Raw genomic sequence first — 25,819 nt, 5'->3', positions numbered from 1 at the left:
AGTTAAAAAAAAAATACTTTGCCTATTGAATTATTAGTTTTTTTTCATCATATTCCCGTTATGTTAAAACTACAACAAAACTTTCTTATTCTTATAAATTATTTTGAAAAAAACATATACAAATTTAAGAGTCCGATATGGAGAGACTGACCAAATGGGAATTGTCTACTACGGTAATTACGCTGAATACTTAGAACAAGGGCGAACAGAGTGGCTTAGGGAGCTAGGATTTACCTATAAATATTTGGAAGAAAACAATGTGCATTTGCCTGTTGTGAATTTAAATATTGATTATAAAAATCCTGCATTATATGATGATATCATTACAATTACGACCACATTAAAAAAAATCCCTTCCGTTAAGATAGAATTCTATTATGAAATCCACAACCAAGAAGGTAAACTTTTAATAGAAGCTTCAACAACGTTGGTTTTTATAAATAGTTTGACAAATAAATTAATGAAGGCTCCTTCCTATTTATTAGATAAATTAATAGAGCAATAAAAGTTCTATAATTTTTTAATTTCTACTTTATAGGTGTTGTCAAATACATTAAAAATTCGATCGGCATCTTTCAATCGAATTGATAAGGTGTACTCACAATTTAATTCTAGTTTCTGATGAATAATTTTAAGATTCTGATCTTTAACAATTCGCATCACTATATTCATTTCAGGATAATCAAATAACAATTTAAAATGAACGTCTATTGTTTTTTCAATAATCTTAGATTCTTCTAGTGCCCATTGAGCTGCAGTTTTATAGGCTTGTATCAATCCGCCAACTCCAAGCTTTGTTCCTCCAAAATAACGAACCACTACGATTAATGTGTTCGTTAGGTTAAATGATTGTAATTGACCATATATGGGCATTCCTGCACTATTAGAAGGTTCTCCATCATCATTGGCTCTATATTGGTTGTATTCTTTGCCTAATTGCCAAGCATAACACCAGTGTCTTGCATTAAAGTGAGATTTCTTTAAGTTTTCAATATGTTCTTTTATTTCAACTTCTGTCTTTACTGGAAATGCATATCCATAAAATTTACTACCTCGATCTTTAAAAATAACCTCTTTTGAAGGAGATGTAATTGTATTGTAAGTGTCTTTTGTTGGTTCCATTTAATTCGAAATAAATATAAACAGAATACTGAGGATGGCAAGAAATATTCCAATCCAATTCTTCGGAATTAATTTTTCTTTAAATAATAAAATACCTATGATTGTGGATAACATTACAACAGCAACATTATTTAAAGTAAATATATCAGAGCTTTCAAAACCTTCACTTCGCAACGCTTGAAGTAAAAAGTATATCGAAAAATAATTAGGGATTCCTAAAAATACTCCTGCAATAATATTTTTAAACTCAATTTTAAAACCACCTCTTATAGATTTTACAGCAATTATAATAATTCCTATGATAGCTGCGGTTAAAAATATAGTGGCAGAAAATAATGGGACATCATTTTTAGCTACAAAACTATCTTCTAAAAATTTTAAGCTAGTATCAATTATGCCGCTCCCCATAAATACAAGAACAGGATAGATTAAATATTTTTTATGAACTGTAATGCTGCTTTTAGCTTTTAGGGAAGAAAAATAAACAGCAATTAAAGCGAGAATAATTCCGATTATCTTTAAAGCTCCTGCATCTTCTTTATAATAAAAAAGGCCGAAAAGAATAGGAATCACCATACTCATTTTTGTAGCGATAGAAACTACTGAAAGGCCTCCTTTTTGAGTAGTAATAGCCATTAAGAAGAATATAATAATGAAAAGAATTCCTAAAAAAAGAGTATAATAAAACCAATTGAAATTAACTAATTGTGAAATTGATACTACTTGATCATACACAATAATACCTGTAATAAATGCAGTAATATAGTTTACAGTAATTGCTTGAAGAATGTTTATTTTAAAACGTTCAAACAACTTAAAAACTACAAAGATTAATGTAGATGATAAGACACAAAATAGTAAATAGATCAATGGAGTTTAGATTAAGAATTATTCAAATATATCTTTTTTCTCTTGAAACAAATGTACAATGTCATCGGCTAATGGATTATTATTCCAAACATGGATTCCTGCTGCTTTAGCAGCTTCAGTATTTTCAAAAGTATCATCAATAAATAAACATTCATTTGCTTTTAAAGAATTGGCATCTAAAACAAATTGATAAATTTCTTTTTCTGGCTTTCGTAACTGTATTTCATGTGATAAGTAAAATTGATGAAATGATTTTTTAAATCGTTTATAGCGTTCAATTCCCATATTTTCAATTACTTTTTTAATATGCAATTCATTTGTGTTACTTAATAGAATAAGTTGATATTGACTTTTTTTAGCTAAATCTTCTATAAATTGAAGTCGATGCGCTGGAAAATCTAAAATAATAGCATTCCATGCCGTTTCTAATTGTTTCTTAGTTGTCGTTGGAAAATTTTGCTGATAATAGGAAACAAACGTTGAACTTGATATTTTACCTGCTTCATACAATGTATTAGTTGCTAGCATTTCTTCTGAAAAAGAACTTAAGCCAAGCTTTATTAATTCTCGATAGGTTGCTTGTTTGTCTAAGTTAATAAACACATCTCCAAAGTCGAATATCAGCGTTTTAATCATTATTAATATAGTGTAAAAGATCCGTCAGTATTTTTTCTTCGGAAGATATTTCACCTTTTATAATCGGAGCATTAACACCTTCATTAAATTCTAATTCGCCAATAAATTTTCGTGCCTCATCCCAACTATTTTCATTAATAAAAGTTTGAAGGGTTTTTGCTCCTCCTTCAACAATTAGAGATACAATTTGATGATGAAATAAAACAGTACAGATTTGTTGTGCGATGGGTTTAGAGAAATCAATGGTTTCATAACACAAGTTTTCTTTAGTCTCACCTTCTTTTTCTGTGATGATGATTGTCTTGGCTTGATTGTTATACACTGAATAATTTTCAGAAATTTTCAATGTTCTATCAATAATCACTCGAATGGGGGAGTTGCCTTCCCAATCTCTTGTGGTTAAACTTGGATTGTCTTGCAACACCGTGTTGGTTCCAACAAGTATTGCATGTTCTTGAGCACGCCACTTATGAACTAATTGTCTAGATTTCTTATTAGTGATCCATACCGGTTTTTTATCCTTTCTAAGCGCTTCTGAAGGAGCAATGAACCCATCCTTAGATTGCGCCCATTTTAAAATAATATAAGGACGTTTTTTATTCTGAAAGGTGAAAAAGCGTTTGTGCTGTTCTTTGCATTCTGGCTCTAAAACTCCCACTTGAACTTGACAACCTGCTTTAGTTAATTTTTCTATTCCTTTTCCTGCAACTAATTCATTGTCGTCTTTACATCCGATATAAACGGTTGGAATTTTATGTTCTACTATTAGATCACTACAAGGAGGTGTCTTACCAAAATGTGAGCATGGTTCTAGGGTTACATACAAGGTCGATTCTGATAATTGTGATTTTTCAGTAACCGATTGAATGGCATTCACTTCTGCGTGATTACCTCCATAGGGGCAAGTAAATCCTTCTCCTATTATTTTGTTGTCATATACAATAACGCAGCCTACAGAAGGATTTGGATAGGTAGATCCAAGCCCTTTTTTTGCAAGTTCAATGCAACGAGACATATATTTTTCATGTATATTCACAGGGTAAAAATACAAGGAATCATTTATATGAGCACAGCATTTATTCGTCCTATTTTAAAAAAAGATAATCCTAAGATTGCCAAAGTGATACGTCAAGTGTTAATTGACTTTGGAGTTCCAAAGGTTGGAACGGCTTATGCAGATAAAACATTAGATATGCTTTATGATGTATATCAAAAACCAAGAGCGGCTTATTTTGTGATTGAATTTGAAGATAAAATTATTGGAGGCTGCGGTTTTTCTCAGTTAGATAATTTTGAAGGGAATGTATGTGAACTTCAAAAAATGTACTTCTTACCTGAAGCTAGAGGTAAAGGACTAGGCAAACAAATGATTGAATCTTGTTTAGAGCTAGCTAAAAAACATCGATTTAATCAATGTTATTTAGAGACCATGCCTTATATGGATGCTGCTCAAAAATTGTACAAACGAAATGGATTTGAAGATTTGGACGGTCCAATGGGTGATACAGGGCATTTTTCTTGTACAGTACACATGATTAAAAATATATAGATTTTGACGATACGAGAACTTAAAAGTGAATTTCAAGATTCATTGATTGATTTATATCCTTCGGAAGAGGTACAATCTTTTTTTTCTATTCTTTCCGAAGAATATTTAAATCTATCTCGAATTGAGACTGTTTTAAAGCCTGATACATTGCTTTCAGACAAAAACATAGAGCAATTTAAAAATACAATTAAAAGGCTGAAAGATTTCGAACCTATTCAATATATATTGGGTAAAACAGAATTTTATAGTTTGCCCTTTATTGTAAATCAAGATGTGTTAATCCCACGCCCAGAAACAGAAGAATTGGTTGATTGGATTATAAATGATTTTAAGGATACTGAAAAAATAAGCATCTTAGATATAGGTACAGGAAGTGGATGTATTGGAATTTCATTAGCGTATAATATAAAGAATGCAAGGGTTTCTGTTTTAGATGTTTCTGAAAAAGCGCTGTCTGTTGCTAAGGAAAATACGCTTATAAATAAGGTAGATATCACCTTTTTAAAAGAAGATATTTTAAAAGGGAATCAATTGCCTCAAAAATATAATATTATTGTTTCTAACCCACCTTATGTGCGGATTTCAGAAAAAGAAGCAATGAAAAATAATGTATTAAAACATGAGCCAGGTTTGGCATTGTTTGTAGAAAATAACGATCCTTTATTATTTTATGAAAAGATAGCTTCATTAGCTCAAACGTATTTATTACCAGAGGGTTGCCTTTATTTCGAAATAAATGAATACCTTGGTAATGATATGAAACAACTTCTTAAAAACAAAGGGTTTAAAGATGTTGATATTAAAAAAGATATGTTTGGAAAAGACCGAATGGTTAAATGTAGAAAAGATGGTTGATTTAAATAAAATTTGTGTTTTTTGTGGAAGTCGTGAAGGGAACGATAATGCAATAATAGAAGCTTCGGAACAATTAGGAATTACATTTGCTAAAAAAAATATCACATTAGTATATGGAGCTGCTAAAATTGGTATTATGGGTATAATAGCTCAAACGGCATTAGATAATAAAGGCAAGGTTATAGGAGTGATTCCTGAGTTCTTAAAATTAAAAGAAGTAGTCCATTTGGGTCTTACAGAACTTATAACTACTAATAATATGCATGAGCGAAAGCTTAAGATGCAGGAGATTAGTGATGGTTTTATAGCGTTGCCAGGTGGCATAGGAACTCTAGAAGAACTATTTGAAATACTAACTTGGTTGCAATTAGGCTTGCACAAAAAACCAATAGGATTATTAAATATTAATCATTTCTATGATGACTTATTAAAGTTATTAGAAAACATGGTACGTAAAGGTTTTTTATCGATGGATAATTACAATTTACTAATCGTAGATTCATCAATAGATTTATTATTAAAAAAGATGTCAGAGTTTAAAGATCCTAAATCACCAAAGTGGTTAAATAGCGATAGAACGTAAAATCATGGATTTTAAGCTAATAGCATTTTTTATTTTCTAATTAATACTGCTGAAACTTTTTAATTATTTTTATATTGAAGCGTATTAACCATTAAATATATTAGTTGAATTCATCAAAAAAGTATTTTGCAGAAGTATTTGGAACTTTTGCTTTAGTTTTATTTGGATGTGGTGCTGCAACTGTAGTAGGCATATCTGCCGCAGGCCCTGCAGGTTAAGGGCTATTAGGGATTTCTTTGGCTTTTGGGTTAGCAGTCGTTGCTATGGCTTATACCATTGGTCCAATCTCTGGTTGTCACATAAATCCAGCAATATCGATTGCTATGCTTGCAGCGGGTAAATTATCAATGAAAGACACCATTGGTTATGTAATAGTAAAATGTATAGGTGTTATAATAGCAGCAGGAGTATTGTATTTAATCCTAACTAATGGAGACGGTTTTGTAATGCCAGAATGGGGTTTAGGTATTAATGGATGGGGTGAAGGTTATTTAGGAAACTATTCTATGCAAGCAGCTTTAATTTCTGAATTTGTATTTACATTTTATTCTTAATGGTCATTTTTGGAACGACAGCAGCTAAGGCATCACCTCTAAATGGCAGGATTAGCTATTGGTATTTCACTGGCTTTAATTCATTTTGTAGTCATCTTATTACAGGAACTTCAGTAAATCCGGCACGTAGTTTAGGACCAGCATTATTTGCAGGAGGTATGGCAATGTGTCAATTTTGGCTATTTATAGTTGCTCCAATAGCGGATGGATTATTTGCAGCCTTGGTAAGAAAGGTCTTTATAGATGATTAAATGTTATTATTATGTGTTTTTTTAAAAAGGCTTCCAATTGGAGGCCTTTTATTTTTAATATTTTCATCATTTTTTTATACAAGTTAATAAGCAAAAGTATTTGTAGGAAAATTCCTTAAATTCTTTTCTATATAATATCAATTATGGTATATTGAAAACCAAATATTAACCTAAATCTATATAATGACTAAAAATCACCTACTATTAATTTTATTATTATCTCTTTTCACATTTTCTGGTTTTGCCCAAAAAAATGTAAAAACAAAAGCTAATTATACAGGAACTGTTTCTTCTGTAGAATATGTATCGTCTTTGCAATCTAGACCAGGAGATCTTAGAGCTCCAGATAATACACCTAGAGAGGCAAAAGACAAACGATCAATTGGACAATACATTGGTGCAGGACAAGATCCCCAAACCCAAGATGATTATTTTGTGAGAAACAAACATGAAATGGAACAAAGTGTGCGTATGACGCCTCCAAGTCTTGTTTTCGATACCTATTCATCGACTTCACAACCAACAGATCCATCCTTAGCGGTAGGTCCTAATCACGTCATGGTAGTATTTAATACTGGATTTATGATTTATGATAAATCTGGAAACATATTATTAGGAGAAACGTCTCCCAACCCAGCTATTTTCCCCGCTGGAGGATGTTGTGATCTAACCGCAGCTTATGATAATGCAGCAGATAGATGGGTGCTAACCTTTTTAGGAAGTGGTGCTCAAGTGGCTGTTTCAGATGGACCTAATCCTTTAACTGCGGGTTGGTTTATTTATAATATTTCGGCAATTAATGATTATCAAAAGCTTTCCATTTGGAGTGATGGTTATTATATGACTGATAATACAAGTAGTTCTAATAGAGTATGGGCTTTAGAAAGAGATGAAATGTTGGCTGGAAATGCTGGGGCGCAAATACTTGGATTCGATCTTCCAGGAATTGCTACAAGTGGTTTTTATAGCCCTCAAGCCTTTAGTGTAACAGATGGAAATATGCCTGCCGCTGGTGGTGCACCTATTGTTTATATGCAAGATGATGCTTGGAGCGGAGTGAGCACTGACCATATTAAATTATGGACCATTGATGTGAACTGGGCAAGTCCTGGGAGTTCTACTGTATCTGCAGCAACACAAATTAATACCACTCCATTTATCAGTGTTTTTGATGGTGGTAGTTTTTCAAACTTAACACAACCAGGTGGAGGTTCTGCGATTGACGCATTACAAGCCACTATTATGAATCAAGCTCAGTTTAGAAAATTTAGTTCGCATAATTCAGCTGTATTTAATTTTGTAGTTGATGCTGATGCTAGTGCAGGAGAACTTGCTGCTGTAAGATGGCAAGAATTTCGTCAAAGTGGTGATAACCAACCTTGGTCTTTATACCAAGAAGGTACCTATACAGCTCCAGATGGTAGACATGCATGGAACGCAAGTTTAGCAATGGATGGTCAAGGGAATATTGGAATGGGATACTCTTCTATGTCAGGACCTTCAACTCCTACAACCGTAAGAGTTAGTTCTTATTTTACAGGAAGATTAAGTGGAGATCCAATCAATACAATGACAGCTTCTGAAGAAGTAATTTCCAACGGAAATCAAAATTTTTCAGGAACGAGATATGGAGATTATAGTAAAATTGATGTAGATCCTACAGACGATTCTACTTTCTGGTTCATCACTGAATACATGAACAGTGGAAGAAAAGGAGTAGTTGGAGTGTTCGAAATTGCAGCTGCGGGTCCGCCAGATACTGAAGATCCAACAGATCCAAACAATTTAGTTGCAAGTAATATTACAGGTTCAGGAGCAACGTTAAATTGGACAGCTTCAACAGATAATGTAGGTGTTGCTTTTTATAACATTCTTATTGATGGAATTCAAGTTGGTACGACTCCAACAAATAGCTTTAATGTATCAGGATTGTTACCATTAACTTTGTATAATGCAACAGTTAATGCTCAAGATGCTGCCGGAAATACTTCTGGAGATGCAAGTACTTCGTTTACAACTATTGATGGTCCTCCAGCAGAATATTGTGATTCTGCTAGTACTGATACTTCAGATGAATTTATTGGGCGTGTACAATTAAACACGATCGATAATGCTTCAGGAGCGCAATTTTATTCAGATTTTACAGCTATTTCAACTGATTTAACCGAAGGACAGGATTATACGGTAACAGTTACTCCAACATGGACAGGAACTGTTTTTGCTGAAGGTTATGCAGTTTGGATTGACTATAATGCGGATGCTGATTTTGATGATACAGGAGAGTTAGTATGGTCTAAAGCAGCTTCTACAGATACTCCTAATAGTGGTATTTTTACAGTGCCAAGTGGCACATCGGAATCTCCTGTTAGGGTGAGAGTTTCTATGAAGTATAATGGTATACCTTCTCAGTGTGAGACTTTCCAATATGGAGAGGTAGAAGATTATACAATTAACCTAATGGCAGCTGGAGGTGGACCAGACATTGAAGCTCCATCAAAACCATTAAACGTAGTTGCTTCTAACATAACAGATACTACAATAGATTTATCTTGGGATGCTTCAACAGATAATGTAGGTGTGGTTAGTTATGAAGTATATCAAAATGGACCATTTAACCTTAGTACAGCAGGTACATCAACAACGATGTCTGGATTAACTCCTAATACAGAATATAAGTATAGAGTGAGAGCTGTTGATGCTGCAGGAAATAAATCATCGTTAAGTAAAGCTATATTCGCAACCACAACTGTTGGTGGTGGCGGAGGTCCTGGTGTTATCGCTGGATACTACTTTGAAACTGGTTTAGATGGTTGGACTGACGGAGGAAGCGATTGTTTTAGAACTAATAATGCAAGTCGTGCTTTTGAAGGATCTTATTCAATGAGATTAAGAGATGGTTCTGCTACTTCATTTACAGAATCTCCAGTAATGGATTTAACAGGTAATACTGAAATTGCTATTGAATTCCATTCTTATTCAATTAGTATGGATCTTGGAGAATTTTATGTAGTTGAATTTTTTGACGGCTCAACATATCAAGCAATTGGAACCTATGAAAGAGCTGTAGATTTTAACAATAGTTCATTCTTTACAGATATAATCACACTAGATAGTGGTAGCTATAGTTTCAATGCTAATAATAGAATTCGTATTACAAATTTTGCTAGTGATAATAAAGATAGAGTTTATTTAGATGCTATTGTGGTTTCAGGAGATAATGTAGCTCCATTCGCTAACAATGCAGGTTCTAAGATAAAATCATTTACTGAAAATGCTGAAAAGAATATTAATGTGTATCCAAATCCAACAAAATCAACGCTTTCGATTGATATGTTAGATGATACTAATTATGATTCAATCGTTATATTTTCAACAACGGGACAAATAGTTAAAACGATCTCTTCTAGAGATAGTAAGATTACAGTTGATGTTTCTAATTATGCATCAGGATTATATTTTATCCGATTCGTATCAGACAAATTAGCGGTTACAAAACGTTTTGTGAAAGATTAATATTTTAGTTTATTATATTTGAAAAGGCCGTCTTAATAAGACGGCCTTTTTTGTTGATATTCTGTTTTTGAAAACGACTATTTTATAAGAATGAATTTTATATTTGTTACATGAATATGAAAGAGTATATATTTCAATTACGAGAAGAACTTCGGAAACATAACCATAACTATTATGTTTTAGATACTTCCACTATATCCGATTTTGACTTTGATCAAAAACTGAAAGAACTTCAAAAGTTAGAAGAAGATCATCCAGAATTTCATGATGCTAATTCTCCTACCTTACGCGTTGGTGGTAAAATCACAAAGAATTTTAATACAATTGTTCATGATTATAGAATGCATTCTTTGGATAATTCCTATTCAAAAGAAGATCTCTTAGATTGGGAAACACGTATTAAAAAATTAGTAGATGGAGACATTAATTACACCTGTGAATTAAAATATGATGGAGCTTCCATTAGCTTAACCTATGAAAATGGTATACTGCTAAGAGCTGTAACTAGAGGGGATGGTTACAAGGGCGATGAGGTGACTGCTAATATAAAAACCATAAAAACGATCCCTTTAGTACTACAAGGTGATTTTCCAAATCGGTTTGATATACGGGGTGAGATAGTTCTTCCATTTGATGGTTTTAATAAAATGAACGAAGTTAGGATTGAAGCAGGAGAAGAGCCCTATCGAAATCCAAGGAATACTGCCTCTGGAAGTTTAAAACTACAAGATAGTAGTGAAGTAGCTAAACGTCCATTAGAGTGTTTGTTATATAGTGTAATAGGTGAAAAGTTACCGATTAGCACACAGCTTCAAAATTTAGAAAAAGCTAGAGAATGGGGCTTTAATGTTCCTAGTGAAGCTAAAGTTGTTTCAAGTATCGATGAGGTATTTAAATTTGTAGATTATTGGGATGTCCATAGACATGATTTACCTTATGAAACAGATGGTGTTGTAATTAAAGTAAATAACTTGCATCAACAAGATGAGCTAGGGTATACGGCTAAAGCTCCTCGTTGGGCAATTGCGTATAAGTTTAAAGCAGAGCAAGTTTCAACAGTGTTAAATGAAATTACGTATCAAGTTGGTAGAACTGGAGCTATAACTCCTGTTGCTAATTTAGAGCCTGTAGAATTAGCTGGTACCATTGTAAAAAGAGCTTCACTGCATAATGCAGATCAAATAGAGAAGTTAGATATTAGAGAAAAGGATACTGTTTTTGTTGAAAAAGGAGGAGAAATCATTCCAAAAATTATTGGCGTTGATTTATCTAAGCGACCTCATGATTCCAAAGCAACTAAATATATTGAGAAATGCCCTGAATGTCAGACAGAATTAATCCGATTAGCGGGTGAAGCAAAACATTTTTGCTTGAATACTATGCGATGTCCACCACAAATTATAGGAAGAATTCAACATTTTATTTCTCGAAAAGCAATGGATATTGAAGGTTTGGGAGGTGAAACTGTCGCTTTATTGGTAACTAATCATTTAATTAATAACTATGCTGATTTATATGAGTTGACAAAGGAAAAAGTATTGCCTTTAGAACGAATGGCTGAAAAAAGTGCAGACAATCTAATAGCGGGTGTTGAAGCTTCAAAAGAAATTCCTTTTGAACGAGTGTTATTTGCTTTAGGTATACGTTATGTAGGAGAAACAGTAGCTAAAAAACTCGCAAAATATTATAAAAGTATTGATAACTTAGCAAAAGCTTCCGAAGAAGAGTTGATTTCTGTAGATGAAATAGGGGAGATTATAGCTAAAAGTGTGGTTCTGTTTTTTACTTCAGAAGAGAACAATGAAATGATTACTAAGTTAAAAAGTTATGGAGTTCAACTTGAAATATCTTCCGAAGAATTAAAAAATCAAACAGATAAATTGCAGGGTAATACATTTGTTGTATCTGGTGTTTTTATGAAAGTTTCACGAAATGAACTTAAAAAACTAATTGAGGATAATGGAGGAAAAATATCTAGTTCTATTTCAAAAAAAACAGGCTATGTAATTGCAGGTGATACTATGGGACCAAGTAAGCGCACAAAAGCTGAAAGCCTTGAAATACCTATCATCACTGAAGATGATTTTTTATTAATGATTTCTTAATTAAGTATTCAAATAACAATTAAATTGTAATTTTGTACTAGTACAATATAAGCAATGTTTGAAAAATTAAAGCGTAAATATCTTAAAAGACAAATAGATGAAAATCTTAAGGGAAGAGATTTGACATTGCGTAATTCGTCATTAAAAAGACTAGGTTTTTTAGTTGATGAAAATATTTTACTTGACATAGAAACACTGTATGATTTTTCAAAAGAATTGCAGATTCATAGAAAGGATGTTAAAATCTATTCTTTTAGAGAAGTAAAAAAGAAACTTCCTACCTTAGTTCAGAATCAAATAAATAATAAAGATTTTACTTGGCGTGGTGATATTGACAACCAAAATGCTACAGAGTTTTTGGATATTCCTTTTGATGTACTTATTGGTTTTTATTCAGGAAAGAATGAATTTTTAGACGTAATGGTGTCTAAAAGTAAAGCTAAATTTAAAGTTGGTTTTAAAGGAGGAGATGAGCGATTATACGATTTGCTTATGGATATAGATCCTAACAATATCGAGGGATTTAAATTGGAGTTAATAAAATATTTAACAATACTTAACAAAATAAACTAAACAAATGAAAGAGTTTATAGGCACAGGAGTAGCATTGATTACGCCTTTTTTGAAAGATTTATCTATTGATGTAGAAGGGTTAAAAAGAGTCGTAAATTTTAATATTGAAAATGGGATAGATTATTTAGTTGTTTTAGGAACAACAGCTGAAAGCGCAACCTTGTCTAATGAAGAAAAACAAGTAGTTATTGCGACAATCAAAGGTGCAAATAACAATAGAGTGCCTTTAGTATTAGGTATTGGCGGAAATAACACTGCAGCCGTATCGCAAGAAATGCAATCTCAAGATTTGACAGGGATTTCAGCTATTTTATCAGTTTCGCCCTATTACAATAAACCGACACAAGAAGGAATTTATCAACATTTTGCAACCATAGCTAAAGTTGCGTCTTTACCAATTATTATATATAATGTTCCCGGAAGAACGGCTTCAAATATAGAACCAGAAACGGTAGTAAGATTAGCAAATGATTTTAAAAATATTGTTGCTATAAAAGAAGCTGCAGGGGACATCGTTCAAGCAATGAAACTAATTTCAGTTTGTCCAAAAGACTTTTTAGTAATTTCAGGAGATGACATGATCACCTTACCTATGATATTAGCCGGTGGTGCAGGAGTTATATCGGTAATAGGAGAAGGATTTCCTAAAGAATTTTCAAACATGGTAACTTTTGGATTAGAAAAAAACGTAGATAAAGCATATAATATTCATTATAAAATTGCTCCTGCAATCGATTATATCTTTGAGGAAGGAAATCCAGCAGGAATAAAATATGTCTTTAAAAAATTAGGGATTTGTGAAGATTATGTGAGATTGCCTTTGGTAGGAATTAGTAGCTCATTATCTTTAAAATTGGATGCTTTCATTAACTCCTTTGATTCATAATAAAGATTTCATACGTTAATTATTTCAAAAAAGTAATGTTTATTAGTGCTAAGCGCAATATTTTAGCTAGATAATAAGTTTTTATTATCACGTTTTATTTATTACTTTTGCACGAAGTTTTTTAGATTTATGAGAACCACACTTTTACTTTTATTTTCGATACTATTATTCACTTCATGTAGTGAGTACCAACGAGTACTTAAAAATGATGATACTGCTGAAAAGTATACCATGATGAATACAATGTATGAAACTGGAAAGTTTAAAAAAGCTTTAAAGTTAATGGAACAGATTGTTCCAGCATATCGTGGTAAACCACAAGCTGAAAAATTAATGTTTATGTATGCAAATACATTTTACAATTTAGAAGATTTTTATTTAGCGGGGTATCAATTTGAAAGATTTGCAACTTCATATCCTAAAAGTGATAGTGCTGAAGCAGCTTCTTATAAAGGAGCAAAAAGTTATTACGAATTATCTTCTCGTTTTTCTTTAGATCAAAAAGACACTTATAAAGGCCTAGAAAAACTGCAAGACTTTATTAATAAATTTCCAGATTCTGATTTTAGAATTGACGCAAATGAGAAAGTTGCAGAACTTAATGATAAATTAGAAAAGAAAAGCATAGAAACTGCAAAGCAATATTTAAGAATTTCAGATTTTAAAGCTGCAATAGAGTCATTTGATAATTTCATCCTAGATAATCCAGGATCAGTTTATCGTAAAGATGCATATTTTGGTAAATTTGAAGCTGCCTATAAATTGGCAATTAGAAGTTATCCTTCTTTAGTGAAAGATCGTTTAATTACCGCTAAAGGCTATTATAATAATTTTGCTAAATATTATAAAGATAGCACCTTAAATGAAGATGCTGCTAAAATATTAGAAGACGTTAATCTACGTTTAAACGAATACGAAACCGAAACCGAAACATCAAGTTTAAAATAAAATTATGATAGATATTAAAAATAGCGACGCAAATATCAATACTGAAACTATTGATAAAAACTTAATTGATGCTCCCACTGATAATATTTATGAGGCAATATCTATTATTTCTAAAAGATCTATTCAGATAAATGCTGATATTAAAAAAGAGCTTATCGAAAAGTTAGATGAATTTGCTACGTATAATGATAGTTTAGAAGAAATTTTTGAAAACAAAGAACAAATTGAAGTTTCTAAGTTTTATGAAAAATTACCTAAGCCTCATGCATTAGCAGTTCAAGAATGGTTAGAAGATAAAATCTACCATAGAAACACTCAAGACGAAGCATTAGATAGTTAATAATGTCTATTCTAAGCGGAAAAAGAATATTACTAGGCATAACGGCCGGTATTGCCGCTTATAAATCTGCTTTTTTAGTACGTTTATTAGTGAAAAATGGAGCTGATGTGAAGGTAATAATGACTCCTTCATCTAAAGAATTTGTAACTCCCTTAACACTTTCTACTTTATCTAAAAACGAAGTATACTCTTCTTTTACAAATGAAGATGATGATAATGCCCAATGGAATAACCATGTTGAGTTAGCCCTTTGGGCAGATTTATTTGTAATTGCTCCAGCTACTGCCAATACACTATCAAAAATGGCAAATGGCGTTTGTGATAATTTATTATTAGCAGTGTATCTGTCTGCAAAATGCCCAGTGTATTATGCTCCTGCAATGGATTTAGATATGTACAAACATCCAACTACCTTAGCATCTTTCTCTAAATTAAATGAATTTGAAAATATTCAAATACCTGCAGCCAGTGGCGAATTAGCTAGTGGATTAATAGGACAAGGAAGAATGGCTGAGCCTTCTGAAATTGTTTATTTTATTGAAAAAAACATTCTAAAGGATTTACCCTTACGAGGCAAAAAAATACTTATTACTGCAGGCCCTACTTTTGAAGCAATTGACCCAGTTCGTTTTATAGGAAATCATTCAAGTGGAAAAATGGGATATGCAGTTGCTGAAACAGCGGCATCAATGGGAGCCGAAGTAGTTTTAATTTCGGGTCCTGTATCATTACAAATAGAGCATAGTTTAATTAAAGTCATTAAAGTAACTACAGCTCATGAAATGTATGAGGCTACTCATAATCATTTTAATGATTGCAGTATTGCAATATTGAGTGCTGCCGTTGCAGACTTTACTCCTATAAACGTTGCAAATCAAAAGATTAAAAAGAAGGAAGGGAGTTTAACTATGGAGCTCAAAAAAACGAAAGATATTTTAGCTTCCTTAGGAAAAATAAAAGACAAACAATTTTTAGTAGGTTTTGCTTTAGAAACAGAAAATGAAATTGAAAATGCAAAAACAAAACTTCTACGAAAGAATTTAGATTTAATTGTATTAAATTCGCTTAATGATAAAGGTGCAGGTTTTAAAACAGATACAAATAAGGTTACCATAATTACAAAGGACAATAAAATAGTGCCTTATCCTGTTAAAAGAAAGAGAGAAGTAGCATTCGATATTTTACAACATATTATAAAACAAATCCATGCGTAAAATTATTATAATAGTATCGCTTATATTTTCAACACTTGCAATTCAATCTCAAGAATTAAATTGTACAGTTACCATTGATGCATCTAAAACAGGTCAACAAAATCAGCAAGTATTTAGAACATTAGAACAGCAACTTACAGAATTTTTAAATAATACAGTTTGGACAAATAAAGAATTTAAAAATCAAGAGAGAATAGATTTAAATATGTCACTTATCGTGAATGAGTTTGACTCAAATTTTTTCTCTTGTAACTTGCAAATACAAGCATCAAGACCAATTTTTGATTCTGTTTATGATAGTCCGATATATAATTATAACGACAAACAGGTAAGTTTTAATTATACAGAATTTGAACCTTTAATATTTAATATTAATAACTTCGATTCAAATTTAGTTTCAATTATAGCATTCCATGTCTATACTGTTATAGGTTTAGATGCAGATACTTATGAGGATAATGCAGGCTTCGAATATTTTGAAACTGCAAAGCAAATTGTCAATACCGCTGCTTCTAGTAATTTTAAAGGCTGGAAATCTACCGATGGTAACCAATCACGCTTTCGATTTAACGACGCATTGATTTCTAGTGTTTATCAGGAGTTTCACACAGCAATGTATGGATATCATCGTTTAGGCTTAGATGTAATGTCTACAAATCAAAAAGCGGCTAAAAAAAGTATTGCCGAAGCAATTGCTACTCTAAAGAAAATAAACGATAGAAGACCTAACTCTTATTTATTAAGAACCTTCTTTGATGCAAAAGGGGATGAAATTCAAAATATATTTAGTGGTGGACCAAGTACTGACATTACTGAATTAATTGATAACTTAAATCGTATGGCACCTACCAAGCGAAATAATTGGTCGAAAATTAGATTTTAATATTTTTTCTTGCAGAAATAATAAAACCGATTACATTTATAAGGTAATTTAATTTTAACAATGTGATTACCCAACTTTCTATAAAAAATTACGCATTAATAGATGATATTAATGTCGATTTCACTTCTGGACTTACTATAATTACTGGTGAGACTGGAGCTGGTAAATCTATATTGTTAGGTGCATTATCACTTTTATTAGGCAAAAGAGCTGAATTGAGTAGTATCAATGATACTTCTAAAAAATGTATTATTGAAGCTAGTTTTTCTATCAAAAGATTAAAAATTCAAAATGTGTTCGAAAAAAACACAATGGATTATGACCCAGAAACTATCCTTAGAAGAGAATTATTTCCGAACGGAAAAAGTAGAGCCTTTGTAAATGATTCTCCTGTTACATTACAGCAACTTCAATCCTTAGCACCGTATTTGGTAGATATTCATACTCAGCACGAAACGCTTACCCTTTTTTCTGAAAACTTTCAGATGGAAGTTATCGATGTGTTGGCTAATAATGAAAATTTACTACAATCCTATTCACATGAATTAAAAGAATATTTTAATTTAACTGAAACTATTTCAGAATTAAAATATAAAAAGGAATCAGCTAATAAGGAATTAGACTATAATACCTTTTTGTATAATGAAATAGAACAAGCAAAATTAAAAGGTGTCAATCTACAGTCTTTAGAAGAGTCGTTTGAAACCTTAAATAATACCGAATCTATACAGGAAGTTTTTTCTAAAGCAATGCAATTATTTTCTGAAGAACATATCGGTACTATTGAAACGGCTAAAGAAATAAGAAATGCACTCTCTACTATTAAGTCGTATGCTGCCGAGTATGAATCCTTTTGGGAACGACTCAATAGTTGTGTGATTGAATTAGAAGATTTGCAAGAGTCAATCCATGATGCAACTTCTAATGTTGAAGCAAATCCTGAATTATTATTTGAAACAAACAATGCTCTTCAAGCCATATATAAACTACAACAAAAACATGCTGTAGCTACGATAGATGAATTATTAGAAATTCAAAATACATTAAAATCTCAAATAGATTCAACTCTAAATCTAGATGAAAAAATTAATGATCTAGAAGTCAGACAAAAAAAACTACATCAAAAATTGACTCAACTTGGAACTAAAATTTCTTTAACTAGGAGTGAAGCAATACCTATATTAAAGAAGAAAATGGAACATATTCTAAATCAGTTAGGTTTGCCAAATGCACGCTTTAAATTTGAACTGTCAAAGTCAACTTCATTTAAAAAGAATGGAACTGATACCTTGGCACTTTTATTTACAGCAAATAAGGGATTGGATTATGCTCCTTTAAAAAAGGTAGCTTCGGGAGGTGAATTGAGTAGAATAATGTTAGCAATTAAATCTGTATTAGCAAGTTATAAAAAATTACCTACCTTAATATTCGATGAAATTGATACAGGGGTTTCAGGGGAAGTAGCAACAAAAATGGCGCTAATATTAGAAACGATGAGTGATAAATTGCAATTGATATGTATCACGCATCTACCGCAATTAGCAGGGAAGGGTAACAATCATTTAAAAATATACAAAGAAGACCATAATAATTTAACAGTTACTAGATTAAGAAATTTAAATGCGGAAGAAAGAATAGAAGAAATTGCTGAAATGATAGGCGGTAAAGAAAAATCTGAAACCGCAATTTTGCATGCAAAAGAATTATTGAATTAAAACGTATATTTGAATTAATATAAAGAACAAAATTTCATTAATAATAACCAACAAAGAAAAGTCAATGTCTTATAATTTATTAAAAGGAAAAAGAGGAATTATATTTGGAGCCTTGGATGAAAATTCAATAGCTTGGAAAACAGCGGTACGTGTACATGAAGAAGGGGGAGTATTTGTGCTTACAAATGCACCAATCGCAATGAGAATGGGACAAATTAATGAATTAGCAAAACAAACCAATTCAGAAATTATTCCTGCGGATGCTACAAGTATTGAAGATTTAGAAAACCTTGTTGAAAAGTCAATGGAGATTTTAGGAGGTAAAATTGATTTTGTTTTACATTCTATCGGCATGTCTGTAAATGTTAGAAAAGGAAAACATTATACTGATCAAAACTATGCATGGACACAGAAAGGGTGGGATGTATCTGCAGGTTCTTTTCATAAAACAATGCAAGTACTTTATAAGAAAGATGCAATGAATGAATGGGGAAGTATTGTTGCTCTTACTTATATGGCTGCACAACGAGTATTTCCAGACTACAATGATATGGCAGATAATAAAGCGTACTTAGAGTCTATTGCTCGAAGCTTTGGTTATTTCTTCGGAAAAGATAAAAAAGTTAGAGTGAATACAATTTCACAATCTCCAACACCTACTACTGCAGGGCAGGGAGTTAAAGGTTTTGACGGTTTTATTGCTTATGCAGAAAAAATGTCTCCATTAGGAAATGCTACAGCGATTGATTGCGCAAATTATACCATAGCAATGTTTAGTGATTTAACCAAAAGAGTAACATTACAAAACCTATATAATGATGGAGGATTTTCCAATATGGGAGTAAGTAATGAGGTTATGGGAGCCTTTGTAGAAAGCGAATAACAATCAAAATAAATACAACAAAAAAGCCTGACTGTAAATTATTTATAATCAGGCTTTTTTGTTGTATTTACTTATAAGTTCATCTTTAACTCAACGTTAAAAAAAAACTTCTTGTCGAAAAACATTTGTTCTTAATTATTTTTTTAGGTACATTTATCAAATATTAACTAAAAATATACATTAGATTATGAAAAAAACAATTACACTTTTGCTTTTTGCTGTGTTCTGCTTAGTTGGAACAACAAACGCGCAACAAGCTCAATCAACAAACGTTCAGGACTTACTGACGAGATTAGCTCAAATAGGAGTTTCTCACGCAAGCATTTCTGACTATTTTACTCAAGAAGAGCAAGGTGCTTTGAAAAGACATTTTGCTAATCGCATACCAGCGCCGAACGAAAGAGTTTCCAAAAACTATGATACTTCTTTATTTGGTGCAACTTCTTTAACAGGAACTTCTACTGGTACTTCAGTTTACAATGGTCCTGCAGGAACTGCAACAAAAATGGCATATGGAGAGAATCCAACAAGAATGCCAGTTGTAATTACACATAGTGTTACACAAACTATCGAAGCTGGTTCAGAAATAGCTTGTGCTGATGCAATTAGCTATAGAGACAATAGTGTTTTTAGAGATTTCGATTTAGCGACCGATTTTGGTATTGCTGGAGATTTTGAAGTAACAAATGCTGAGGTTGCTATCGGTGCTGGAGTAATAACTCCTGCTGGTTTCCCAATGACAGTTAATATTTGGTCTTCTACTGGAGCTGCGTTTCCTAATGGAACTTTAACTCTTTTAGCTTCTGAAGTAGTAACTATTACTTCTGCTGATTCTGAGACTCTTATTTCTGTGCCAATTGTTGCAACAGTTCCTGCTGGAGAAGTAATGGTACTTGAAGCAATGATTGTAGATGATTTAACAGCTACTAACTTCATGCGTTTTGGTGCAAACTTAGACGGACAAACAGGAGTTTCTTGGATTCTTGCTGAAGCTTGTGGAGCTACTGTGATTTCTGATATGGCTGTTGCTTTCGGTCTTGATAACGCATTTGTAATGAATGTTGTTGGAGATGAAGCTACTACAGGTGGTGGAGGTTTAGGATATTGTGCTATGAACTCTACTGTTGAGTTTGGTTCTTTTGACCCAGCTGATGGAACTATTGTTACTCCTTTAGGAGCTTCTTCTGCTGCTGGTTTCGAGAATGCTGGTTCTATTGATGGTACTACAGGAATTGCTTATGTTTTAGATAACTTAGGTGATGCTTATAGTGTTGATATTGCTACTGCAGCTTATACTTCTTTAGGAAATATTGCTGGAGATTGGTTAGGTGCTGAGTTCGATCCAACTTCTGGAATTTACTATGCTTTAGCTGCCGATTTAAATCTTTATACTGTTGATTTCGCTGGGCTATCTGCTACTTTAGTAGGTGCTACTGGATTTACTGGTTTCCCAATTGGATTAGCTATTGATGGTGCTGGAGTTGCTTATGCATATGACGTTGTCGATGATAACATGTATACAGTAGATTTAGGAACTGGAGCTGCTACATTATTAGGAGCTATTGGATTTGATGCAAACTTTGGTCAAGGAATGGGATATGACGCATTAACTGATACAGTATATATGACTGCATTTAATAATACAGTTTTTGATTCTGAGTTACGTATCGTAGATACTGCAACTGGAAACACTGCGTTGGTGAATCAAATGGATTCTGCTGCCTTAACGCAATATGCTTGGGTTTCTTTTGAAGGTGTAGCGGTTGTACTTCCTCCAAATGATGAATGTGCTGGTGCAATTGATGTTAACTGTGGAGATGTTGTTGTAGGTGAAACTATTACTGCTACTGATTCAGGTAATAACGCTGCTCCAGATTTATGGTATTCATTTACTGGAATGGGTCTTGTACAAGATATTACTGTTTCTTTATGTGACGGTGGTACTGATTATGATTCTATATTACGTTTATTTGATGCATGTGGTGGAGCTGAAATAGCTACAAACGATGATTCTTGTGGATTACAATCTGAACTTACTTTTTCTTCAGATGGTACCTCTACCTATTGGATTATGATAGAAGGATTTGGATCTAGCTCTGGAAACTTCTCTATGGCTATTACTTGTAGCCCTGAAGATCCAACTGGTCCTCCAAATGATTTATGTGACGGTGCTTTACCATTAGCTTGTGATGATGCTATTACAGGTGATACTACTGATGCTACAAATACAGATAACCCTGGAACTTGTGATACTGCATTAGATACTGCTCCTGGTCTGTGGTATTTATTTGAAACTCCAGCGGATGGTGATTATACAGTTACAATAGATACATTCGGATCTGCTTATGACACTAAATTAGGTGTATTCTCTGGTGATTGTGGTGCATTAGTTTGTGTAGCTGGTAATGATGATGATGGAGGTTTACAATCTCTTGTTGAATTTACAGCTACTTCTGGTGAGTCTTATTATGTTTATGTTACTGGATTCAGTACTAGTGCTGGTGCATTTAACTTAAATGTTGCTTGTACTATTTTAATTGGATATGAAGACAATGCTATTGCTGGATTTAACTATTACCCAAATCCTGCAACAAATGCAATCAACTTAAGTGCTCAAAATAATATTGAGACTGTAGCTATCTTTAATGTTTTAGGTCAAAAAGTTGTTGATCAAAATGTTGAAGCTACTAGTACTTCACTTGATGTATCTAACCTTTCAGTTGGAACTTACATTATGAAAGTTTCTGTTGATGGTCAAATTGGTACGTATAAAATAGTTAAGAAATAATTTATTTCTAAACTAATATTATTAAGCCACCTGCGAAAGCAGGTGGCTTTTTTTATTGTATATTTATTGTATCAATTTATTGTATAACCAACCTATCTTAACATGAATAAAGCTTTACTTTTTGTAGCTTTACTATTTTGCATTATCAGTCAAAATAATATAAACGCTTCTAGTTTAGAAAACAATATCCCACCCTTTATAAACCCTCCTACAAACGATGAATGTGCTGATGCCATTGCATTAATTTGTGGAGATATAATAATAGGAGAAACAATCACAGCGACAGATTCTGGAGCGAATTCTGCTCCCGATGTATTTTTTACGTATACAGGATCTGGTCTTGAAGAAGATATAACTTTATCTCTTTGCGATGGAGGTACAGATTATGATTCTTATATTCGAGTATTTGAAGATTGTACTCTAGCAGTTGAAATTATTTCAAACGATGATTCATGTGGATTACAGTCTGAACTTACTTTTGAATCTAATGGGACTTCTACTTATTATATAATGATAGAAGGTTTTGGAGCAAATGTTGGTAATTTTAGCTTAGAAATAACATGCTTTGCTATTGATCCTAATGAGCCAGAAAATAATGATTGTGATGACGCCATTACTTTACAATGTAATGAGACAGTTATAGGGAGTACAGAATTTGCAACAGATTCTGGAGGAAATGATGCTCCCGATGTATATTTTACTTATACAGGAAGCGGAGACCCAGAGGTGATCACTGTATCTTTATGTGACGGCGACACGAATTATGATTCATGGCTTCGAATTTTCGATGACTGTGATTTAAATAATCAATTATTTTCAATAGATGATTCTTGTGGTTTACAATCTGAAATTACCTTTGTTTCAGATGGAACATCTTCATATTATATTATGATTGAAGGGTATCAATCTAATTTTGGAGAGTTTAGTTTAGAAACAACCTGTAGCGTTTTTGATCCACCACCAAATGATGATTGCGATGGAGCCATAGCCTTAAATTGTGGAGATATTGCAATAGGAACTACTGCATCTTCCTTAAGTAATGCAGGTAATAGCTCACCCGATGTATTTTATAAATATACAGGGTCTGGAGGTGAAGAATGGGTGACTTTATCTTTATGCGACGGAAATACAGATTATAATTCACGTTTATTAGTGTATGATACTTGTGATTATGATGAGTTGCTTTCAGAAAATGATGATTTTTGTGGACAACAATCACGGCTTACGTTCTTTTCCGATGGAATATCTACTTATTATATTGTTGTTGAGGGCAATCAAACTAGTTCAGGAAATTTCAGCCTTGAAATTACTTGTGATCCAATTTTAGGTATTAATGAAAATGCATTAGAACACTTTTCTTTTTATCCAAATCCTTCAAATAATAGTATCCATGTAAATGCGTTGCAAAACATAGAATTTGTAAGTATATATAATATGATAGGGCAAGAAGTACTAAATGAAAATATAGATTCAATACATTCAGAAATTGATATTTCTAATTTATCTACAGGAACTTACTTAATGAAAGCTTCAATCAATGGTTCTATTGGAACCTTTAAATTGTTGAAAATATAAATTAAATAAAAACACAATTAAGCCATCTGATAAATTCAGATGGCTTTTTTATTTATTGTATATTTATTGCTAGAAATTAATGAAAACTAACCCTCATGAAAAAAAATCACATTCTAACTATTTTATTTTTTGCATTAATTAATTTCAGTTTTGCAAACCCAATTACCTTTCATACTTACAATATTGAAGAGAATGTTGTTCCAGTAAATGACACTTGTGATAATGCAATAGCATTAAATTGTGAAGAAACCGTTGTTGGTGAAACTATCACTGCGACCGATACAAATTCAAATGGATCAGGAGATGTATATTTTACGTATACAGGATCTGGATTACCAGAACATCTTACAATATCCCTTTGTGACGGAAGTACAGATTATGACTCTTATATTCGAGTATATGAAGATTGTACTTTAGGGGTAGAAATTATTTCAAACGATGATTCATGTGGATTACAATCGGAAGTTCTATTTGATTCTGATGGGTTTTCTACTTACATAATTATAATAGAGGGTTTTGCAGAAAACACAGGTAATTTTAGTCTAGCATTAAATTGTGTGCCTATTGACCCTAATGAACCACCTAATAATTTTTGTGCTAATGCAATTGAATTAATTTGTAATGAAACAGTAGTTGGCTCTACTGAGTTTGCTACGGATACTGGTGGGAATGAAGCTCCAGATGTATATTATACCTATACTGGAACTGGTATACCTGAAGTAATTACAATATCTCTTTGCGATGGAGATACAAATTATGATTCATGGCTAAGGATTTATGATGATTGCGATTTGAATAATCAACTCTACTCTCTTGATGATTCTTGTGGATTGCAATCTGAAATCACTTTTGTTTCAGATGGTACTTCTACATTTTATATCATGATTGAAGGATATCAGGCAAATTTTGGAGAATATAGCCTAGAAATGACTTGTGTTGATTTTATTCCTGCACCTAATGATGAATGTGATGGAGCTATTGAGGTTACTTGTGGAAATATCGTTATAGGTAATACAATGTCTGCATTAGATCATGGTGGGAATAGTTCGTCAGATGTATTCTATTCGTATACTGGAACAGGGATTTCAGAGATCGTAATTATTTCACTTTGTGATGGCTCTACAGATTACAACTCTTATTTAAGAGTTTTTGAAGATTGTACACTAGCAGAACAAATATCTGAAAATGATAATTTTTGTGGACAACAATCACAAGTAAGTTTTCTATCTGATGGGGTATCTACCTATTATATAATGGTAGAAGGAAATCAAAATAGTTCTGGTAACTTTAGTTTGGAAGTTAGCTGTGCTCAACCACAAATTAATGATACCTGTGATAATGCAATTAATGTTGAATGTGGCGATATTATTATAGGTGAAACTATTACCGCTACGAATACAGTAGGAAATTCATCTACAGATATATATTATAATTATATAGGAGAGGGACAAGAAGAATGGGTTACTTTATCACTTTGTGATGGAAATACAAATTATAACTCACGTTTATTAGTGTATGATAATTGCGATTTTAATGAGTTGCTTTCAGAAAATGTAAATTTTTGTGGAGAACAATCTCAATTAACATTTTTTTCAGACGGAGTTTCAAATTATATCATAATAGTTGAAGGAGGACAAGGAGGTTCTGGAAACTTTAGTCTGGAGGTTACTTGTGAACCAATATTAGGAATAAAAGATGCTATATTTGAAAGTTTTTCATTCTACCCAAACCCAAGCTCTCATAGTATACATGTAAATGCATTACAAACTATAGAATCTGTAAGTATATATAATATGATTGGTCAAGAAGTATTAAATAAGAGAATTGATTCAATAAATTCAGAGATAAATATTTCTAATCTATCTGCAGGAACTTATATAATGAAAGTATCTATCGATGGGTATATTGGCACTTATAAAATGATTAAAAATTAGTATAAATAATAGAACTATAAAGCCACCTGTTAAATACAGGTG

General features: G+C 32.3%; 21 protein-coding genes and 1 pseudogene. 18 read left to right on the top strand and 4 right to left on the bottom strand.

Annotation, left to right across the window (positions count from 1 at the left end):
• Window positions 1-103 precede the first annotated feature (103 nt).
• Window positions 104-505: an acyl-CoA thioesterase gene (locus tag ABXT64_RS12880; protein WP_443633343.1), complete on the top strand. Its 402-nt coding sequence runs from the start codon at window positions 104-106 to the stop codon at window positions 503-505.
• A gap of 5 nt (window positions 506-510) precedes the next feature.
• Here ABXT64_RS12880 and ABXT64_RS12875 read toward each other — a convergent pair whose 3' ends face one another.
• From ABXT64_RS12875 to ribD, 4 genes are read right to left on the bottom strand one after another with little or no spacing between them, the layout of a single operon-like run.
• On the bottom strand, window positions 511-1,122 hold the full coding sequence (locus ABXT64_RS12875) for an IMPACT family protein (protein WP_443633342.1): 612 nt from the start codon (window positions 1,120-1,122) through the stop codon (window positions 511-513).
• Window positions 1,123-1,992 carry an EamA family transporter gene (locus ABXT64_RS12870; protein ID WP_443633341.1) on the bottom strand — a complete coding sequence of 290 codons (870 nt, stop codon included), beginning with the start codon at window positions 1,990-1,992 and terminating at the stop codon, window positions 1,123-1,125.
• An 18-nt stretch (window positions 1,993-2,010) separates the two neighbouring features.
• Window positions 2,011-2,628: an HAD family hydrolase gene (locus ABXT64_RS12865; protein WP_443633340.1), complete on the bottom strand. Its 618-nt coding sequence runs from the start codon at window positions 2,626-2,628 to the stop codon at window positions 2,011-2,013.
• On the bottom strand, window positions 2,621-3,664 hold the full coding sequence (gene ribD / locus ABXT64_RS12860) for a bifunctional diaminohydroxyphosphoribosylaminopyrimidine deaminase/5-amino-6-(5-phosphoribosylamino)uracil reductase RibD (RefSeq protein WP_443633339.1): 1,044 nt from the start codon (window positions 3,662-3,664) through the stop codon (window positions 2,621-2,623). Before ribD ends, ABXT64_RS12865 begins: the two co-directional genes overlap by 8 nt.
• Before the next feature lie 27 nt (window positions 3,665-3,691).
• Between ribD and ABXT64_RS12855 the strand changes: the two genes are divergently transcribed.
• The 17 genes and pseudogenes from ABXT64_RS12855 to ABXT64_RS12775 all read left to right on the top strand — a co-directional run bounded on the left by ABXT64_RS12855 (window position 3,692) and on the right by ABXT64_RS12775 (window position 25,777).
• On the top strand, window positions 3,692-4,177 hold the full coding sequence (locus ABXT64_RS12855; RefSeq protein WP_443633338.1) for a GNAT family N-acetyltransferase: 486 nt from the start codon (window positions 3,692-3,694) through the stop codon (window positions 4,175-4,177).
• A 3-nt stretch (window positions 4,178-4,180) separates the two neighbouring features.
• The gene (prmC, locus tag ABXT64_RS12850) at window positions 4,181-5,032 is read left to right on the top strand and encodes a peptide chain release factor N(5)-glutamine methyltransferase (RefSeq protein WP_443633337.1); all 852 of its coding nucleotides are present in this window, start codon (window positions 4,181-4,183) and stop codon (window positions 5,030-5,032) included.
• Complete coding sequence (locus tag ABXT64_RS12845) at window positions 4,992-5,615, top strand: TIGR00730 family Rossman fold protein (RefSeq protein WP_443633336.1); 624 nt, start codon at window positions 4,992-4,994, stop codon at window positions 5,613-5,615. Before prmC ends, ABXT64_RS12845 begins: the two co-directional genes overlap by 41 nt.
• Before the next feature lie 263 nt (window positions 5,616-5,878).
• A pseudogene (locus ABXT64_RS12840) lies at window positions 5,879-6,420 on the top strand (aquaporin).
• A 183-nt stretch (window positions 6,421-6,603) separates the two neighbouring features.
• Window positions 6,604-9,933 carry a fibronectin type III domain-containing protein gene (locus ABXT64_RS12835; RefSeq protein WP_443633335.1) on the top strand — a complete coding sequence of 1,110 codons (3,330 nt, stop codon included), beginning with the start codon at window positions 6,604-6,606 and terminating at the stop codon, window positions 9,931-9,933.
• A 110-nt stretch (window positions 9,934-10,043) separates the two neighbouring features.
• Window positions 10,044-12,038 (top strand): NAD-dependent DNA ligase LigA, encoded by a 1,995-nt coding sequence (ligA, locus tag ABXT64_RS12830; protein ID WP_443633334.1) that lies wholly within the window; start codon window positions 10,044-10,046, stop codon window positions 12,036-12,038.
• Window positions 12,039-12,092: 54 nt separating this feature from the next.
• On the top strand, window positions 12,093-12,611 hold the full coding sequence (locus ABXT64_RS12825) for a DUF6913 domain-containing protein (protein WP_443633333.1): 519 nt from the start codon (window positions 12,093-12,095) through the stop codon (window positions 12,609-12,611).
• 4 nt (window positions 12,612-12,615) lie between these two features.
• Complete coding sequence (gene dapA, locus ABXT64_RS12820) at window positions 12,616-13,497, top strand: 4-hydroxy-tetrahydrodipicolinate synthase (protein ID WP_443633332.1); 882 nt, start codon at window positions 12,616-12,618, stop codon at window positions 13,495-13,497.
• A 129-nt stretch (window positions 13,498-13,626) separates the two neighbouring features.
• The gene (locus tag ABXT64_RS12815; RefSeq protein ID WP_443633331.1) at window positions 13,627-14,445 is read left to right on the top strand and encodes an outer membrane protein assembly factor BamD; all 819 of its coding nucleotides are present in this window, start codon (window positions 13,627-13,629) and stop codon (window positions 14,443-14,445) included.
• Window positions 14,446-14,449: 4 nt separating this feature from the next.
• Window positions 14,450-14,785, top strand: a complete 336-nt coding sequence (locus ABXT64_RS12810; RefSeq protein WP_443633330.1) for a DNA-directed RNA polymerase subunit omega — start codon at window positions 14,450-14,452, stop codon at window positions 14,783-14,785.
• A 2-nt stretch (window positions 14,786-14,787) separates the two neighbouring features.
• Complete coding sequence (gene coaBC / locus ABXT64_RS12805; RefSeq protein ID WP_443633329.1) at window positions 14,788-15,999, top strand: bifunctional phosphopantothenoylcysteine decarboxylase/phosphopantothenate--cysteine ligase CoaBC; 1,212 nt, start codon at window positions 14,788-14,790, stop codon at window positions 15,997-15,999.
• Entirely contained in the window at window positions 15,992-16,882 is an 891-nt protein-coding gene (porD, locus tag ABXT64_RS12800) for a type IX secretion system protein PorD (RefSeq protein WP_443633328.1), read from the top strand. The genes coaBC and porD overlap by 8 nt, the downstream gene beginning before the upstream one ends.
• 62 nt (window positions 16,883-16,944) lie before the next feature.
• A complete protein-coding gene (recN, locus tag ABXT64_RS12795; protein ID WP_443633327.1) occupies window positions 16,945-18,597 on the top strand; it encodes a DNA repair protein RecN in 1,653 nt (550 codons plus the stop codon).
• A 64-nt stretch (window positions 18,598-18,661) separates the two neighbouring features.
• Complete coding sequence (locus ABXT64_RS12790) at window positions 18,662-19,480, top strand: enoyl-ACP reductase FabI (RefSeq protein WP_443633326.1); 819 nt, start codon at window positions 18,662-18,664, stop codon at window positions 19,478-19,480.
• A 187-nt stretch (window positions 19,481-19,667) separates the two neighbouring features.
• The gene (locus ABXT64_RS12785; protein ID WP_443633325.1) at window positions 19,668-22,268 is read left to right on the top strand and encodes a T9SS type A sorting domain-containing protein; all 2,601 of its coding nucleotides are present in this window, start codon (window positions 19,668-19,670) and stop codon (window positions 22,266-22,268) included.
• A gap of 102 nt (window positions 22,269-22,370) precedes the next feature.
• Window positions 22,371-23,843 carry a T9SS type A sorting domain-containing protein gene (locus ABXT64_RS12780; RefSeq protein WP_443633324.1) on the top strand — a complete coding sequence of 491 codons (1,473 nt, stop codon included), beginning with the start codon at window positions 22,371-22,373 and terminating at the stop codon, window positions 23,841-23,843.
• 95 nt (window positions 23,844-23,938) lie between these two features.
• A complete protein-coding gene (locus ABXT64_RS12775; RefSeq protein ID WP_443633323.1) occupies window positions 23,939-25,777 on the top strand; it encodes a T9SS type A sorting domain-containing protein in 1,839 nt (612 codons plus the stop codon).
• Window positions 25,778-25,819 lie beyond the last annotated feature (42 nt).

Origin of the sequence: Candidatus Marifrigoribacter sp. Uisw_064 (genome assembly GCF_047730175.1) — a bacterium.
Lineage (GTDB): Bacteria > Bacteroidota > Bacteroidia > Flavobacteriales > Flavobacteriaceae > Marifrigoribacter.
This window is presented reverse-complemented; position numbering and strand designations above follow the sequence as displayed.

Excerpts from the sequence above, each read along its gene's own strand:
- ABXT64_RS12785 (WP_443633325.1), top strand. The coding sequence starts at position 19,668 with ATGAAAAAAACAATTACACTTTTGCTTTTTGCTGTGTTCTGCTTAGTT.
- ABXT64_RS12780 (WP_443633324.1), top strand. The coding sequence starts at position 22,371 with ATGAATAAAGCTTTACTTTTTGTAGCTTTACTATTTTGCATTATCAGT.
- ABXT64_RS12825 (WP_443633333.1), top strand. The coding sequence starts at position 12,093 with ATGTTTGAAAAATTAAAGCGTAAATATCTTAAAAGACAAATAGATGAA.
- dapA (WP_443633332.1), top strand. The coding sequence starts at position 12,616 with ATGAAAGAGTTTATAGGCACAGGAGTAGCATTGATTACGCCTTTTTTG.
- ABXT64_RS12855 (WP_443633338.1), top strand. The coding sequence starts at position 3,692 with ATGAGCACAGCATTTATTCGTCCTATTTTAAAAAAAGATAATCCTAAG.
- ABXT64_RS12810 (WP_443633330.1), top strand. The coding sequence starts at position 14,450 with ATGATAGATATTAAAAATAGCGACGCAAATATCAATACTGAAACTATT.
- ligA (WP_443633334.1), top strand. The coding sequence starts at position 10,044 with ATGAATATGAAAGAGTATATATTTCAATTACGAGAAGAACTTCGGAAA.
- coaBC (WP_443633329.1), top strand. The coding sequence starts at position 14,788 with ATGTCTATTCTAAGCGGAAAAAGAATATTACTAGGCATAACGGCCGGT.
- ABXT64_RS12835 (WP_443633335.1), top strand. The coding sequence starts at position 6,604 with ATGACTAAAAATCACCTACTATTAATTTTATTATTATCTCTTTTCACA.
- ABXT64_RS12775 (WP_443633323.1), top strand. The coding sequence starts at position 23,939 with ATGAAAAAAAATCACATTCTAACTATTTTATTTTTTGCATTAATTAAT.
- ABXT64_RS12865 (WP_443633340.1), bottom strand. The coding sequence starts at position 2,628 with ATGATTAAAACGCTGATATTCGACTTTGGAGATGTGTTTATTAACTTA.
- ABXT64_RS12790 (WP_443633326.1), top strand. The coding sequence starts at position 18,662 with ATGTCTTATAATTTATTAAAAGGAAAAAGAGGAATTATATTTGGAGCC.
- porD (WP_443633328.1), top strand. The coding sequence starts at position 15,992 with ATGCGTAAAATTATTATAATAGTATCGCTTATATTTTCAACACTTGCA.
- ABXT64_RS12875 (WP_443633342.1), bottom strand. The coding sequence starts at position 1,122 with ATGGAACCAACAAAAGACACTTACAATACAATTACATCTCCTTCAAAA.
- ABXT64_RS12815 (WP_443633331.1), top strand. The coding sequence starts at position 13,627 with ATGAGAACCACACTTTTACTTTTATTTTCGATACTATTATTCACTTCA.